This is a genomic window from Streptomyces finlayi (assembly GCF_014216315.1).
GTDB classification, from domain to species: Bacteria; Actinomycetota; Actinomycetes; order Streptomycetales; family Streptomycetaceae; genus Streptomyces; species Streptomyces finlayi_A.
This window is the reverse complement of record NZ_CP045702.1, coordinates 830552-844412: the sequence shown is the minus strand read 5'-3', so window position 1 is coordinate 844412 and position 13861 is coordinate 830552. Positions and strand designations below refer to the sequence as shown.

Here is a 13861-nt window from a genome sequence, read left to right as displayed (position 1 = left end):
CGCGACTGCCTGTTCGAAAGCAAGGGATGCAAGGTGACGGACGGAGCAGTGATCGAGACCGCTCGCGTGCTCGTGGCGGCGGACAAGTTCAAAGGCTCGCTCACGGCCGTACAGGTCGCGGAGCGGGTGACGGCTGGGCTGCGGCGTGCCGTTCCCGGCGTACGGGTCGAGACCCTGCCCGTCGCGGACGGTGGCGACGGCACGGTGGCGGCGGCCGTGGCCGCCGGATTCGAGCGCCGCGAGGCGCGGGTGACCGGGCCCCTCGGGGAGACGGTCACCGCGGCGTACGCGCTGCGCGGGTCCACCGCGGTGGTGGAGATGGCGGAGGCCTCGGGTCTCCAGCATCTGCCCGAGGGGGTGTTCGCCCCGCTCACGGCGACGACGTACGGCTCCGGCGAACTGCTGCGGGCCGCGCTCGACGCGGGCGCCAGGGCCATCGTGTTCGGAGTGGGCGGCAGCGCCACCACGGACGGCGGCGCGGGCATGCTCTCCGCGCTCGGAGCCCGGTTCCTGGACGCGGACCGCAAGCCCGTCGGTCCCGGCGGCGGCGCCCTGGCGGAACTGGCCGAGGCGGACCTCTCCGGGCTCGACCCCCGCCTCGCGGACGTCGACCTGATCCTGGCCAGCGATGTGGACAACCCGCTGACCGGGCCCAAGGGCGCACCCGAGGTGTACGGGCGGCAGAAGGGGGCGACCGAGGACGACGTCGTGGCCCTCGACGCGGCACTCACCCACTACGCGTCGGTCCTCGGCCCGGACCACGCGGCGCTTCCCGGCGCGGGCGCGGCCGGTGGGATCGGCTACGGCGCCCTGGTGGCGCTCGGGGCCCGTTTCCGCCCCGGCATCGAGGTCATGCTCGACGTCCTCGGCTTCGCGCCAGCGTTGGCGCGGGCGACGCTGGTCATCACAGGCGAGGGCTCCCTCGACGAGCAGACCCTGCACGGCAAGGCCCCGGCGGGCGTCGCGGCGGCCGCCCGGGCGGCGGGCGTGGAGGTGGTCGCCGTGTGCGGGCGCCTGGCACTTCCCCCCGAGGCCCTGGGCCGGGCGGGAATCCGGCGCGCGTACGCCCTGACCGAGCTGGAACCGGACCCGGCGGTGTGCATGGCGCAGGCGGGGCCGTTGCTGGAACGCGTCGCGGAGTCGATCGCACACGACTTCCTGACCTGAGCCGAGCCGACCTGACGAGTGCGGTGGCGGGGCCCTGCCGGCGGCGGCGGGGGCTCCGCCCCCACACCCCCGCTCCTCAATCGCCGGAGGGGCTTGACATCGTCCCCGGTCCTTGGACGCGCTGCCCAGTCTGTGCTCGAGAACCCGGGCGGCGGAAAAACCAAGCCCGTCCGGCGATTGAGGACCAGAGTCCGGGGCGGAGCCCCGGGTAGGGACCACCGACAGGGCCCCGGTCACCGCACCGCCGTCAGGCGAAACGCGTCGAGGGCCAGCGTCATCTCGATCAGCTCACGCGGTCGCGACAACGACCGTGACGTCAGCGTCTCCAGGCGCCGCAAGCGGTTGAACACCGTGTTCCGGTGGCAGAACAGCTGCCCCGCGGCCCGCCCCGCCGACCCACCGCACTCCAGCCACGCGTCCAGCGTCTCCACCAGCAGCGCCCGCTCCGCGGGTTCCAGCGTCAGCAGCGGACCGAAGACATCCGTGACCAGCCGCGCCGAAAGCTCCGGCTGACTCACCAGCAGCGCCGTCGTCAGCCGCTCCTCCACGCGCACGATCCTCCGCGATCCCCCCGCACACGTCAGCAGCGCCGCCTCGGCCAGCAGCCGGGCCCGGTCCAGTTCGGCCAGGCCATCCACCACCGGGCTGATCCCGCCCGGCCCGCTGCACCGGCCCACCAGCACAGCGGTCAGCTCGGCCAGACCCCGCTCCCCGAGGCCGACGACCGCGATCTCGCGGTCCGCCCGTGTCCGCCACCAGAACCGCATGCCGTCCACGTCCACCGCCCAGCGGACCGGCTCGGGCCGTTCGGCGCGCAGCACCGCCACCGCGTACCGCCCGCGTTCCGGCAGTCCCAGCCCCGCGGCGGCCCGCTCCACGAGGCCCGGCGACGACCGGCCCTCCAGTAGCGCGTCGAGCAGCGCCCGGACCCGCTCGTCACTGCGCCGCTGCATGGTCTGCTCCCCGTTCCGCGGTCACGTCGGGCTCTGCGGCCGCTCATGGCTGGTGAGGATGCCACCGGTGCGGTCCGGGTCACCAGCGCCTGGCGCCGCGCTGTGCGCCTGCACAACAGGGCCCTTCACTCGCTGGTCACCCGCCTCGTCTCGGCCGTACGCCGTGGACGCCCGGCCCGCCCGGTGCTGGTCTGTGGCACCACACCACGCACTGCACACGACAACGACAAGGCGGAAGGAGGAGGACGCATGGCAACGCTCGAGATCCGCGCACTGTCCGTGGGCTACGGCCCGGTACGGGCCCTGCGCGACGTCTCCGTCGACGTGCCGGCCGGCGCGATCACCGCCGTACTCGGTGGCAACGGCGCCGGCAAGACCACGCTGCTGCGGGCCGTATCGCGGACCCTCGGCTTCCACCGCGGGACGGGCACGGGCACCATCCGCTTCGACGGCCAGGCCCTGGACGGGCTGCGGCCCGCCCAGGTGGTGGCCGCGGGAGTGGTCCAGGTACCGGAGGGGCGGCAGGTGTTCGCCCGGATGACGGTGGCCGACAACCTGCGGGCGGGCGCACTCGGGGCCCGGGGCGGCCGCAAGTCCGTGGCCGCCGCGCTGACCCGCGTACACGAACTGTTCCCGGTCCTCGCCCAGCGCGCGCACCAGCGGGCCGGGCTGCTGTCCGGCGGCGAGCAGCAGATGCTCGCCATGGGGAGAGCCCTGATGGCCGGACCGAGGCTGCTCCTGCTCGACGAACCGTCCCTCGGTCTGGCCCCGTTGATGGCGCAGAAGATCGCCGAGACCGTGCAGGAGATCAACGCCTCCGGGACCTCTGTGATGCTCGTCGAGCAGAACGCGTCCATCGCCCTGCGGCTCGCCTCCACGGCGTACGTCCTGGACGTCGGCGAGGTCGCGCTCGAAGGACCGGCCGACGAACTCGCCGCGTCCGACGAGGTACGCCGCCGCTACCTGGGCGTCGTCGACGAGACCGCCGCCGAGGACGCCGGCCGGGCGGACAGCACACCCCGCGCCCTGAGCAGGTGGTCCGCGTGAAGACCGCACCCGCCACCCCCACGGCCCCGACGGCACCGGCCGCACTCGCCGTCCGGGACGTGACCGTACGGTTCGCCGGGCTCACCGCCCTCGACGGGGTCTCGTTCACCGTCGAACCGGGCAGTGTGCACGCCGTCATCGGCCCCAACGGAGCGGGCAAGTCGACCTGCTTCAACGTGCTCTCCGGCGTCTACCGGGCGACCTCCGGGGCCGTGCACCTCGGCGACACCGAACTGACCGGCCTCGCTCCGCACCAAATCGCCGCACTCGGCGTGGCCCGTACGTTCCAGAACCTGGCACTGCCCCCGCACGCCACCGTCGCCGAGAGCATGCTGCTCGGCCGGCACCGCCTCACCCGCTCCGGGTTCCTGGCCACCGGTCTGTGGCTGCCCTCCGCGGCCCGCGAGGCACGGCTGCATCTCGAACGAGTCCGTGAGATCGCCGAATTCATCGGCCTGGAGAAGGAGTTGGACCACCCTGCGGGCGCTCTCCCGTATGGGAAGCAGAAGCTCGTCGAGCTCGGCCGCGCCCTGTGCATGGAACCGCAGGTCCTGCTCCTGGACGAACCCGTCGCCGGAATGACCGCGGACGAACGGCGCCGCGTGGCGGCCGTGGTCGCCGGGGTACGCGACAGCCTCGGCATCTCCATCGTGCTGGTCGAGCACGACATGGGCGTGGTGATGCGGCTCGCGGACGCCGTGACCGTACTCGACTTCGGACGCAGGATCGCGGGCGGCAGCCCCGCCGAGGTCCAGAACGACCCGGCCGTCGTCCGGGCCTACTTGGGGGCACAGGAATGACCACCTTCATCGAACTCCTCCTCGGCGGCCTCTCCATCGGCTCGGTCTACGCGCTCATCGCGCTCGGCTTCGTCGTCATCTTCAAGGCCACCGAGGTCGTCAACTTCGCCCACGCCTCGCTGCTGCTGGCCGGCGGATACGTCACCGCCGTGCTCCACGACGACATCGGCTTCTGGCCGGCGCTCGGCGCCGGCATCGCGGGCGCCGCGGTCGTCGGCGCCGGAGTCGAGTTCCTCGTGATGCGGCGCTACCGGGGCAGCGACCACAGTGTCCTGGCCATCGTCACCATCGGCGTGGACATCATCCTGGTCACGGAACTCACCCGCCGCATGGGAACCGACGTCATGGCGATGGGCGACCCGTGGGGCGACGACGTCGTCACCATCGGAGGAGTCACGCTCGCCGAGACGCGCATCGCCGCGTTCCTCGTCGCGGGACTCCTCATCACGGTGTTCCTGCTCGCGTTCCGGTTCACCTCCTGGGGGGTGTCGATGCGCGCCGCCGCCGAGAACCCGCAGACCGCGGCGCTCATGGGCATCAAGCTCGGCAGGGTCTCGCTCTCCGCCTGGGCGGTGGCCGGAGCCCTCGCCGCCGTCGCCGCGCTGTTCCTCACGGTGTTCCCGACCCCCGGCCTCGAACGGGCCACCTCGCTCGCCGCACTCAAGGCGTTCCCCGCCGCGATCCTCGGCGGTCTCGACTCGACGACGGGCGCACTCGCCGGAGGGCTCATCGTCGGCGTCACCGAATCACTGGCCACCGGCTACCAGAGCGACCTGTCCTTCCTCGGACGGGGCATCGGGGACCTCGCTCCCTATCTGGTGATGGTGATCGTCCTGCTCGTCCGGCCCGCGGGACTCTTCGGCACGAAGGAGCTCGCCCGTGTCTGACACCGTCGAAACCGCCACGGCAGCCCCCGGGACCCCACCGGACAGCACACCGGCACCGGCCGGCGCCCTCCTGCGGCTGCGCAGGCCCCGTACGTACCTCTGGCTCGTCGGCTCGCTCCTGCTCCTCGTGCTCCCGTTCTACCTGGACCGCTTCTGGCTCCAGGCGGGACTGTTCGCGATGGCCGCCGCGATCGGGGCCATCGGTATCAACCTCCTCACCGGCAGCACCGGCCAGCTCTCCATGGGCCACGCCTTCTTCCTCGCCGTGGGCGCGTACAGCTACTGCATCCTGGCGGGGGAGAGCAGTACCGAGAACGGGCACACACTCACCGGACTCGGACTGCCCACCTGGCTCGCGGCGATCCTCGCCGTGCTCCTGGCGGGCGCGGCGGGCGGAGTCTTCAGCCCGATCGCGGGGCGGCTGCGCGGCGCCTACCTCGGCATCGCCACACTCGCCCTGATCTTCATCGGCCAGCACGTGCTGTTCAACGCCGGCTCGCTCACCGGCGGCTTCAACGGCCGCCCCGTCCCGCCGCTCTCGCTCTTCGGGTTCACCTTCGACGACACCGAGGTCGTCATCGCGGCGGTCCCCTTCCAGTCCTCCGAGAAGCTCTGGTACGTGGCACTGCTCGCCCTGCTCCTCAGCGGGCTCTTCGCCCGCGGGGTGCTGCGCGGCAGGCCGGGCCGGGCGCTCAACGCCATCCGCGACCACCGGATCGCCGCAGGCGTCATGGGCGTCCCGGTGGCCCGCTACCGGGCCGGCGTCTTCGTCCTGTCCTCGATGTACGCGGGCCTCGCGGGCGTCCTGCTCGCACTGGTCTTCCAGCGGACCGTGCCGGAGTACTTCGGCATGATCCTGTCCCTCGAGTACCTCGCCATGATCGTCATCGGCGGGCTCGGCAGTGTCGCGGGAGCCGTCGTCGGCGCCGCCTTCGTCTCGCTGCTGCCTCAGGTGCTCACCCACTACAGCGACTCCCTTCCCCTGGTCTCCGCCCCGGGTACGGGTGGTCTCGCACCGGGTGAGGCATCGCGCTATCTGTACGGCGCCGCGGTGGTCGCGGTGGTCCTGTTCCTGCCCGGCGGCCTTACGCGTCTGAAGAAACCAGGGGAGAAGAAATGAAACTGCGAGTGATCCCGGCCGTATGCGCGGCCCTCACCCTCACGCTCGTGGGATGCAGCGGAAAGGCCGCCGACAACGGCGGCGACAAGCAGGACAAGAGCGGAGTGAAGACCGGCGAGGGAGTCACCGCCTCGACGATCACCCTCGGCTCCCTGACCGACATGACCGGCGTGTACGCCTCGCTGGGCAAGAGCGTCACCCAGGCCCAGCAGCTGTGGGTGAAGGAGACCAACGCCGCGGGCGGCATCTGCGACCGGAAGATCGCGCTGACGGTCCGCGACCACGGCTACGACCCGCAGAAGGCCATCGCGGCCTACACCGAGCTCGAACCGGAGGTCCTCGGCTTCACCCAGTTCATCGGCTCCCCGTTCGTCGCGGCCGTCGAGCAGCGCATCGACACCCAGGACAAGGGCCTCGTGCTGCCGCAGGCCTGGTCGGCGAACCTGCTCGGCTCCAAGTACGTCCGCGTCATCGGCGCCACCTACGACGTCGAGACGATCAACCTGATCGACTACCTGCTCGCCGAGAAGCGCATCGCCAAGGGTGACAAGGTCGGCCACGTCTACTTCGAGGGCGACTACGGCGAGAACGCCCTGGCCGGCTCGAAGCACGCGGCGAAGGCGGCGGGCCTCACCGTCGTCGAGCAGAAGATCAAGCCGACGGACAACGACATGACCGCACAGGTCTCCGCGCTCAAGCAGGCGGGGGTCAAGGCCATCGTCCTCAGCGCGGGCCCCCGCCAGGCGGCCTCCCTGGTCGGTGTCGCCGCGGCCACCGGCTTCAACGTCCCGGTCGTCGGCAACAACTCGGCGTACGCCCCGCAGCTCCTCAAGACCCCGGCGGGCCCGGCCCTGCTCAAGGACTACTACATCGCCTCCTCCACCCTGCCGATCGGCGACCCGGGCGCCGGCCCGGCGAAGCTCGCCAAGGACTACGCGGCCCAGTACCCGAAGGACGGTCTCGACAACGGCGTCGTCGCCGGTTACTCGGCGGCGTCCGTCTTCGGCGAGGCCCTGAAGAAGGCGTGCGAGGCCAAGGACCTCACCCGCGAGGGCGTCGACAGGGCGCTGCTGACCCTCACGGCGTACGACAACGGATTCGGGATCACACACGACTTCTCGGACCCGGCGGCGCCCTCCACCCGCGAGAGCGTCATCATGAAGCCGGACGCCAAGGCCCCCGGCGGCCTCAAGGTGGTGCGCCCGGCCTCGGTGGCCCCCGCCGCCGAAGGCTTCGCGCTGAAGCCCTGACCCACCCCACCGCACCGAACGCTCTGATCCGCAGGCCCTGAACGGGCCCGGCCGACCCGGCCGGGCCCGTTCAGGCGTTCCCGGCCCCGCCAGGCGCCCCGCGATCGGGGCATGGGCCCCCCGGGGAGCGCGCCGGGCTCACAGGGCCCGTACGGGCCGCACAGGCCGCCGCAACGGCCCGCCCCCACGCACGAGGGCCCGGATACTGGGGAGTATCCGGGCCCTCGTGTACGTCGTACGTGCTGTGTCAGGCGTTACGGCAGCTGAGCCGCACGCGCCTCGCGCCGGTTGCCACGGAAGGTGTTCACCCGTCGTGCCGTCGCGAACAGCGGGATCACCGCACCCATCACGACCTGCAGCGCGCAGCCCGTCTGGAGGAGCAGCTGACCGCCCGGGGCGTCGAACGCCCAGGCGGCGAGGAGGCCCATCGCGGCCACGATCCAGCCGAGCATCGCCACCGCGAGGACGCCCCGCGGCTTGGGGTACTCGACCCGGCTGACCATCAGCCACGCCACTCCGACGATCGCGAGCAGCGTGGGCACGAAGGGCAGCTCCAGCAGCACGATCGAGACCACCGTGAGCGCGCCGAAGGGGCTCGGCATGCCCTGGAACATGCCGTCCTTCAAGGTCACGCAGGAGAATCTCGCAAGCCGCAGGACCACCGCCAGCAGCACCACGATGGCGGCCAGCGCCGACACCCGCTGCTGGGCGTCGTCCGCGACCATGCCGTACACCAGCACGAAGTACGCCGGAGCGAGCCCGAAGCTGATCAGGTCGGAGAGGTTGTCCAGCTCCGCGCCCATCGGCGAGGAGCGCAGCTTGCGCGCGACCAGGCCGTCACAGAGGTCGAAGATCGCCGCCAGCAGCATCAGTATGACGGCGGTGGCGGCGGAGTTCCGCGCCATGCCGCTCTCGTTGCTGCCCGTGAGGTGCGGGATGAGGATGCCCGTGGTGGTGAAGTACACCGCCATGAATCCACAGGTGGCGTTACCGAGTGTGAGGGTGTCCGCTATCGACAGCCTCATCGACAGCGGCATGTCCTCGACGTCGTCCTCGTCGGCCGCCTCCGACACCCAGCCGGCTTGCGTATCAGGATCAATCACGGTCAATGCGAGTCACCCCCGCGGTGGTGGCCTGGCCGACCTCGACCGCGACATCGATACCTTCCGGAAGGTAGATGTCCACGCGCGAGCCGAAGCGGATCAGGCCGATGCGTTCGCCCTGCTCGACCTTCGTGCCCTGCGGGAGGTACGGAACGATGCGACGGGCGACCGCTCCCGCGATCTGCACCATCTCGATGTCTCCGAGCTCGGTGTCGAAGTGCCAGACAACGCGTTCGTTGTTCTCGCTCTCCTTGTTGAACGCCGGAACGAACCCACCGGGGATGTGCTCGACCGAGGTCACCGTGCCGGCCAGAGGTGCACGGTTGACGTGCACGTTCAGCGGGCTCATGAAGATCGCGACGCGGGTGCGCCCGTCCTTCCACGGCATGATGCTCTGCACCACGCCGTCGGCCGGCGAAATGACCCGGCCTTCGGTGATCTCGCGCTCGGGGTCGCGGAAGAACCAGAGCATGCCCGCCGCGAGCGCGGTGGTGGGCACGGCCACTGCGGCCCAGCGCCCGGACTTGCGAGCCCGGACGAGGCTGAGAGCCGCAGTGGCGACGGTCGGGAGGAGCCACGGCGAAGCTCCGCGTGCGAGGCGGACCCCGCCGCGGGGTGCAGAGGTATGGCTGTCGGGCATGAATGACCTTCGTAGCGGATGGTGCCGCGCAGGCAACGGGGGACGGCGGCTTTTCCGGCGATGCTATCGGTTGCGGGCCACAACTGGGCAAGCCAGCAGCCGAGTCGAACCGCCGACGGGCGCCGGCCGAGGATCACAGGGTGTGATGTTCTTCGCGGCAAAATCACCTAGAAGGGGACATCAGCCCTGGAACCGGTACTCCTCGAGGAGTCGGCGCCCAATGATCATTTTCTGGATCTCGGCGGTACCTTCACCGATCAGCAGCATCGGGGCCTCCCGGTAGAGGCGCTCGATCTCGTACTCCTTGGAGAAGCCGTAACCGCCGTGGATACGGAAGGCGTCCTCGACGACTTCCTTGCAGTACTCGGAGGCGAGGTACTTCGCCATCCCTGCCTCCAGGTCGTTTCGTTCCCCGGAGTCCTTTTTGCGTGCCGCATTCACCATCATCGCATGAGCGGCTTCGACCTTGGTGGCCATTTCGGCCAGTTTGAACTGGATGGCCTGGTGCTGGGCGATCGGCTTTCCGAAGGTGTGGCGCTGCTGTGCGTACGAAACACCCAGCTCAAAAGCACGCTGAGCTACACCGCAGCCACGTGCGGCCACATTGACCCGGCCGACTTCCACTCCGTCCATCATCTGGTAAAAACCTCGGCCGGTCGTGCCGCCGAGTACACGATTGGCCGGAATACGTAGGCCGTCCATGATGAGTTCCGTCGTGTCGACGCCCTTGTAACCCATCTTGTCGATCTTTCCGGGGATGGTCAGGCCCGGGCGGACCTCGCCGAAGCCCGGCTCCTTCTCCACGAGGAAGGTCGTCATCGACTTGTGCGGCGCCGTGCCCTCGGGGTGTCCTTCGTCACTGCGGCACAGGACCGCGACCAGGTTGGCCGTACCGCCGTTCGTGAGCCACATCTTCTGGCCGTTGAGGACGTACTCCTCGCCGTCCCGCACGCCCTTGGACGTGATCGCGGAGACGTCCGAACCGAGCGCCGGCTCGGACATGGAGAACGCGCCCCGCACCTCGCCCAGCGCCATGCGCGGCAGGAAGGTGTCCTTCTGCTCCTGCGTCCCGTGCTGCTTGAGCATGTACGCCACGATGAAATGCGTGTTGATGATGCCCGACACGCTCATCCAGCCGCGGGCGATCTCCTCCACGCACAGCGCGTACGTGAGAAGCGACTCACCCAGACCCCCGTACTCCTCGGGGATCATCAGCCCGAACAGGCCGAGTTCCTTGAGCCCCTCGACGATCTCCGTCGGGTACTCGTCGCGGTGCTCCAGCTGGGTCGCGACCGGAATGATCTCCTTGTCGACGAAATCCCGGACCGTGGAGAGGATTTCCTGCTGGATGTCGGTCAGACCGGCGGTCTGGGCGAGTCGCGTCATGACTGCTTCTCCTGTGGCTTCACGCGGTTAGTTGGAGGGGACGGGGCGACCGGGCTGCTCGCCGCCGCGCTCCTTGATGTACGTCTCGGTGGGGACCATCACCTTGCGGCGGAACACGCAGACGACGGTGCCGTCCTGCTTGTAGCCCTTGGTCTCGACGTACACGATCCCGCGGTCGCTCTTGGACTTCGACGGCGTCTTGTCGAGGACCGTCGTCTCGCCGTAGATCGTGTCCCCGTGGAAGGTCGGCGCGATGTGCTTCAGCGACTCGACCTCCAGGTTCGCGATCGCCTTGCCCGACACGTCCGGGACCGACATGCCGAGCAGCAGCGAGTAGATGTAGTTGCCGACGACGACGTTCTTGCCGAAGTCGGTCGTCTTCCCGGCGTAATTGCTGTCCATGTGGAGCGGGTGGTGGTTCATGGTCAGCAGACAGAAGAGGTGGTCGTCGTACTCGGTGACCGTCTTTCCGGGCCAGTGCTTGTAGACGGCACCGACTTCGAATTCCTCATATGTGCGTCCGAACTGCATGATCAGGCCTCCGGGGCTTCGAACTTGGAGGTGCGCTGCATTCCGGCCGCACGGCCCTTGCCCGCGATGACGAGCGCCATCTTGCGGCTGGCCTCGTCGATCATCTCGTCGCCGAGCATCGCCGAGCCCTTCTTGCCGCCCTCCTCGGAGGTGCACCAGTCGTAGGCGTCGAGGATCAGCTCGGCGTGGTCGTAGTCCTCCTGCGCGGGTGAGAACACCTCGTTGGCCGCGTCGACCTGACCGGGGTGCAGCACCCACTTGCCGTCGAAGCCCAGCGCCGCCGCACGCCCCGCGACCTCGCGGTACGCGTCCACGTCACGGATCTGGAGGAAGGGGCCGTCGATCGCCTGGAGGTCGTGCGTACGGGCCGCCATCAGAATGCGCATGAGGATGTAGTGGTACGCGTCGGCGCCGTAACCGGGGGGCTGCTGACCGACGACCAGGGTCTTCATGTTGATCGAGGCCATGAAGTCGGCCGGGCCGAAGATCAGGGTCTCCAGGCGCGGCGAGGCGGCGGCGATGTCGTCGATGTTCACCAAACCCTTGGCGTTCTCGATCTGCGCCTCGATGCCGATCTTCCCGACCTCGAAGCCCATCGTCTTCTCGATCTGCGTCAGCAGCAGATCCAGGGCCACGACCTGCTGGGCGTCCTGGACCTTCGGCAGCATGATGCAGTCGAGGTTGGGGCCGGCGCCCTCGACGACGGCGATGACGTCGCGGTACGTCCAGTGCGTGGTCCAGTCGTTGACCCGCACGACCCGGGTCTTGCCCGTCCAGTCGCCGTTGTTCAGCGCGTCGACGATGTGCTGACGGGCGCCTTCCTTGGCGAGCGGCGCGACGGCGTCCTCCAGGTCGAGGAAGACCTGGTCGGCCGGGAGGCCCTGGGCCTTCTCCAGGAACCGGGGGTTCGAGCCGGGTACCGCCAGGCAGGAGCGGCGCGGGCGCAGACGGTTCACGGGCGTGGTCATGCGGAGACCTCCAGAGGGTCGAGCTTGTTCGCTTTCCGGATCTCGTCGACGATACGGCCGATGATCTCCGTGATGCCGAAGTCCTTCGGGGTGAAGACGGCGGCGACGCCGGCTCCGATCAGGGCGGCGGCGTCGGCGGGCGGAATGATGCCGCCCGCGATCACCGGAATGTCCGGCGCCCCGGCCTCGCGCAGCCGGTGCAGCACATCGGGCACCAGCTCGGCGTGCGAGCCGGACAGGATCGACAGGCCGACGCAGTGCACGTCCTCGGCCACGGCCGCCGAGACGATCTGCTCGGGCGTCAGCCTGATGCCCTGGTAGACCACCTCGAAACCGGCGTCACGGGCCCGTACGGCGATCTGCTCGGCGCCGTTGGAGTGACCGTCCAGACCCGGCTTGCCGACCAGCAGACGCAGCCGGCCCGCCCCCAGGTCCTCGGCGGTACGCGCGGCCTTCTCGCGGACCAGGGCCAGCGGGGTGCCCGCCTCGGCCGTCACCGCGACCGGGGCCGACGAGACACCGGTCGGGGCACGGAACTCGCCGAAGACATCGCGCAGCGCCCAGGACCACTCGCCCGTGGTGACGCCCGCCCGGGCGCACTCCACGGTCGCCTCCATCATGTTCTCGGTGCCGGCGGCGGCCTTCTTCAGCGCGGCGAGCGCCTCGGTGGCGCGTGCCTCGTCGCGGTTGTCGCGCCACTCGTGGAGAGCGGCGACGACCCGGGCCTCGTTCTCCGGATCCACCGTCATGATCGCGGCGTCGAGGTCCGCGGTGAGCGGGTTGGGCTCCGTCGTCTCGTAGATGTTGACGCCGACGATCTTCTCCTCGCCGCCCTCGATCCTGGCCCGCCGGGCGGCGTGCGAGGACACCAGCTCGGACTTGAGGTACCCGGACTCGACGGCGGCCATGGCGCCGCCCATCCGCTCGATGCGGTCGATCTCGGCGAGCGACTCGGTGACCAGGGACTCCACCTTGGCCTCGATCACGTGCGACCCGGCGAAGATGTCCTCGTACTCCAGCAGATCGCTCTCGTGCGCGAGGACCTGCTGGATACGCAGCGACCACTGCTGGTCCCAGGGGCGGGGGAGCCCCAGGGCCTCGTTCCAGGCGGGCAGCTGGACGGCGCGGGCACGGGCGTCCTTGGACAGGGTGACGGCCAGCATCTCCAGCACGATGCGCTGGACGTTGTTCTCCGGCTGGGCCTCCGTGAGACCCAGGGAGTTGACCTGCACGCCGTAACGGAAACGCCGCTGCTTGGGGTTCTCGATGCCGTACCGCTCACGGGTGACCTGGTCCCAGATGCGGCCGAAGGCGCGCATCTTGCACATCTCCTCGATGAAGCGGACGCCCGCGTTCACGAAGAAGGAGATGCGGGCGACCACGTCGCCGAACTTCTCCTCGGGCACCTGCCCGGAGTCACGGACCGCGTCGAGGACCGCGACGGCCGTCGACATGGCGTACGCGATCTCCTGGACCGGAGTGGCTCCCGCCTCCTGCAGGTGGTAGCTGCAGATGTTGATCGGGTTCCACTTGGGGATGCGGTTGACCGTGTACGTGATCATGTCGGTCGTCAGCCGCAGCGAGGGAACCGGCGGGAACACGTGCGTTCCGCGCGAGAGGTACTCCTTGACGATGTCGTTCTGCGTCGTGCCCTGGAGCTTCCCCGGGTCGGCGCCCTGCTCCTCGGCGACCACCTGATAGAGCGCCAGAAGCCACATCGCGGTGGCGTTGATCGTCATCGAGGTGTTCATCTGCTCCAGGGGGATGTCCTGGAACAGCCGCCGCATGTCACCGATGTGCGAGACGGGAACACCGACCCGGCCCACCTCGCCACGGGCGAGGACGTGGTCGGGGTCGTACCCCGTCTGCGTCGGCAGGTCGAAGGCGACCGACAGACCCGTCTGGCCCTTGGCGAGGTTGCGCCGGTAGAGCGCGTTGGACGCCTCGGCCGTCGAGTGACCGGCGTACGTCCGCATCAGCCAGGGCCGGTCCTTCCGGCGCTCGGCCAT

Annotated in this window: 13 protein-coding genes; 6 read left to right on the top strand and 7 right to left on the bottom strand. The window is 69.9% G+C overall.

Annotated features, from left to right (window positions below):
* The first annotated feature begins 51 nt into the window (after positions 1 to 51).
* Positions 52 to 1167: a glycerate kinase gene (locus F0344_RS03920; protein ID WP_185302503.1), complete on the top strand. Its 1116-nt coding sequence runs from the start codon at positions 52 to 54 to the stop codon at positions 1165 to 1167.
* Between the two features lie 233 nt (positions 1168 to 1400).
* Here the strand turns inward: F0344_RS03920 and F0344_RS03915 are convergent, their stop codons facing one another.
* Complete coding sequence (locus tag F0344_RS03915) at positions 1401 to 2120, bottom strand: PucR family transcriptional regulator (protein WP_185297430.1); 720 nt, start codon at positions 2118 to 2120, stop codon at positions 1401 to 1403.
* Between the two features lie 249 nt (positions 2121 to 2369).
* Between F0344_RS03915 and F0344_RS03910 the strand changes: the two genes are divergently transcribed.
* Genes F0344_RS03910 through F0344_RS03890 form a run of 5 tightly spaced genes read left to right on the top strand, consistent with a single transcriptional unit; the run spans position 2370 to position 7224 of the window.
* Positions 2370 to 3167: an ABC transporter ATP-binding protein gene (locus F0344_RS03910; RefSeq protein ID WP_185297429.1), complete on the top strand. Its 798-nt coding sequence runs from the start codon at positions 2370 to 2372 to the stop codon at positions 3165 to 3167.
* Entirely contained in the window at positions 3155 to 3967 is an 813-nt protein-coding gene (locus tag F0344_RS03905; protein WP_185297428.1) for an ABC transporter ATP-binding protein, read from the top strand. The genes F0344_RS03910 and F0344_RS03905 overlap by 13 nt, the downstream gene beginning before the upstream one ends.
* Complete coding sequence (locus F0344_RS03900) at positions 3964 to 4854, top strand: branched-chain amino acid ABC transporter permease (RefSeq protein WP_185297427.1); 891 nt, start codon at positions 3964 to 3966, stop codon at positions 4852 to 4854. Before F0344_RS03905 ends, F0344_RS03900 begins: the two co-directional genes overlap by 4 nt.
* The gene (locus tag F0344_RS03895; protein WP_185297426.1) at positions 4847 to 5974 is read left to right on the top strand and encodes a branched-chain amino acid ABC transporter permease; all 1128 of its coding nucleotides are present in this window, start codon (positions 4847 to 4849) and stop codon (positions 5972 to 5974) included. Before F0344_RS03900 ends, F0344_RS03895 begins: the two co-directional genes overlap by 8 nt.
* Positions 5971 to 7224, top strand: a complete 1254-nt coding sequence (locus F0344_RS03890) for an ABC transporter substrate-binding protein (protein ID WP_185297425.1) — start codon at positions 5971 to 5973, stop codon at positions 7222 to 7224. The genes F0344_RS03895 and F0344_RS03890 overlap by 4 nt, the downstream gene beginning before the upstream one ends.
* A 254-nt stretch (positions 7225 to 7478) precedes the next feature.
* Here the strand turns inward: F0344_RS03890 and pssA are convergent, their stop codons facing one another.
* The 6 genes from pssA to F0344_RS03860 all read right to left on the bottom strand — a co-directional run bounded on the left by pssA (position 7479) and on the right by F0344_RS03860 (position 13861).
* Positions 7479 to 8333 carry a CDP-diacylglycerol--serine O-phosphatidyltransferase gene (gene pssA / locus F0344_RS03885; protein ID WP_185297424.1) on the bottom strand — a complete coding sequence of 285 codons (855 nt, stop codon included), beginning with the start codon at positions 8331 to 8333 and terminating at the stop codon, positions 7479 to 7481.
* Positions 8320 to 8967 carry a phosphatidylserine decarboxylase gene (locus tag F0344_RS03880; protein ID WP_185297423.1) on the bottom strand — a complete coding sequence of 216 codons (648 nt, stop codon included), beginning with the start codon at positions 8965 to 8967 and terminating at the stop codon, positions 8320 to 8322. Before F0344_RS03880 ends, pssA begins: the two co-directional genes overlap by 14 nt.
* Before the next feature lie 180 nt (positions 8968 to 9147).
* Complete coding sequence (locus F0344_RS03875) at positions 9148 to 10353, bottom strand: acyl-CoA dehydrogenase family protein (protein WP_185297422.1); 1206 nt, start codon at positions 10351 to 10353, stop codon at positions 9148 to 9150.
* Between the two features lie 27 nt (positions 10354 to 10380).
* Positions 10381 to 10884, bottom strand: a complete 504-nt coding sequence (locus F0344_RS03870) for a MaoC family dehydratase (RefSeq protein ID WP_185297421.1) — start codon at positions 10882 to 10884, stop codon at positions 10381 to 10383.
* 2 nt (positions 10885 to 10886) lie between these two features.
* The gene (locus F0344_RS03865; RefSeq protein WP_185297420.1) at positions 10887 to 11852 is read right to left on the bottom strand and encodes an HpcH/HpaI aldolase/citrate lyase family protein; all 966 of its coding nucleotides are present in this window, start codon (positions 11850 to 11852) and stop codon (positions 10887 to 10889) included.
* Complete coding sequence (locus F0344_RS03860; protein ID WP_185297419.1) at positions 11849 to 13861, bottom strand: protein meaA; 2013 nt, start codon at positions 13859 to 13861, stop codon at positions 11849 to 11851. The genes F0344_RS03865 and F0344_RS03860 overlap by 4 nt, the downstream gene beginning before the upstream one ends.

Bases quoted from the DNA above. Each gene is read 5' to 3' on its own strand.
- F0344_RS03915 (WP_185297430.1), bottom strand. From the start codon at position 2,120: ATGCAGCGGCGCAGTGACGAGCGGGTCCGGGCGCTGCTCGACGCGCTA.
- F0344_RS03865 (WP_185297420.1), bottom strand. From the start codon at position 11,852: ATGACCACGCCCGTGAACCGTCTGCGCCCGCGCCGCTCCTGCCTGGCG.
- F0344_RS03910 (WP_185297429.1), top strand. From the start codon at position 2,370: ATGGCAACGCTCGAGATCCGCGCACTGTCCGTGGGCTACGGCCCGGTA.
- F0344_RS03870 (WP_185297421.1), bottom strand. From the start codon at position 10,884: ATGCAGTTCGGACGCACATATGAGGAATTCGAAGTCGGTGCCGTCTAC.
- F0344_RS03900 (WP_185297427.1), top strand. From the start codon at position 3,964: ATGACCACCTTCATCGAACTCCTCCTCGGCGGCCTCTCCATCGGCTCG.
- F0344_RS03890 (WP_185297425.1), top strand. From the start codon at position 5,971: ATGAAACTGCGAGTGATCCCGGCCGTATGCGCGGCCCTCACCCTCACG.
- F0344_RS03860 (WP_185297419.1), bottom strand. From the start codon at position 13,861: ATGGCCGAGCGCCGGAAGGACCGGCCCTGGCTGATGCGGACGTACGCC.
- F0344_RS03875 (WP_185297422.1), bottom strand. From the start codon at position 10,353: ATGACGCGACTCGCCCAGACCGCCGGTCTGACCGACATCCAGCAGGAA.
- F0344_RS03880 (WP_185297423.1), bottom strand. From the start codon at position 8,967: ATGCCCGACAGCCATACCTCTGCACCCCGCGGCGGGGTCCGCCTCGCA.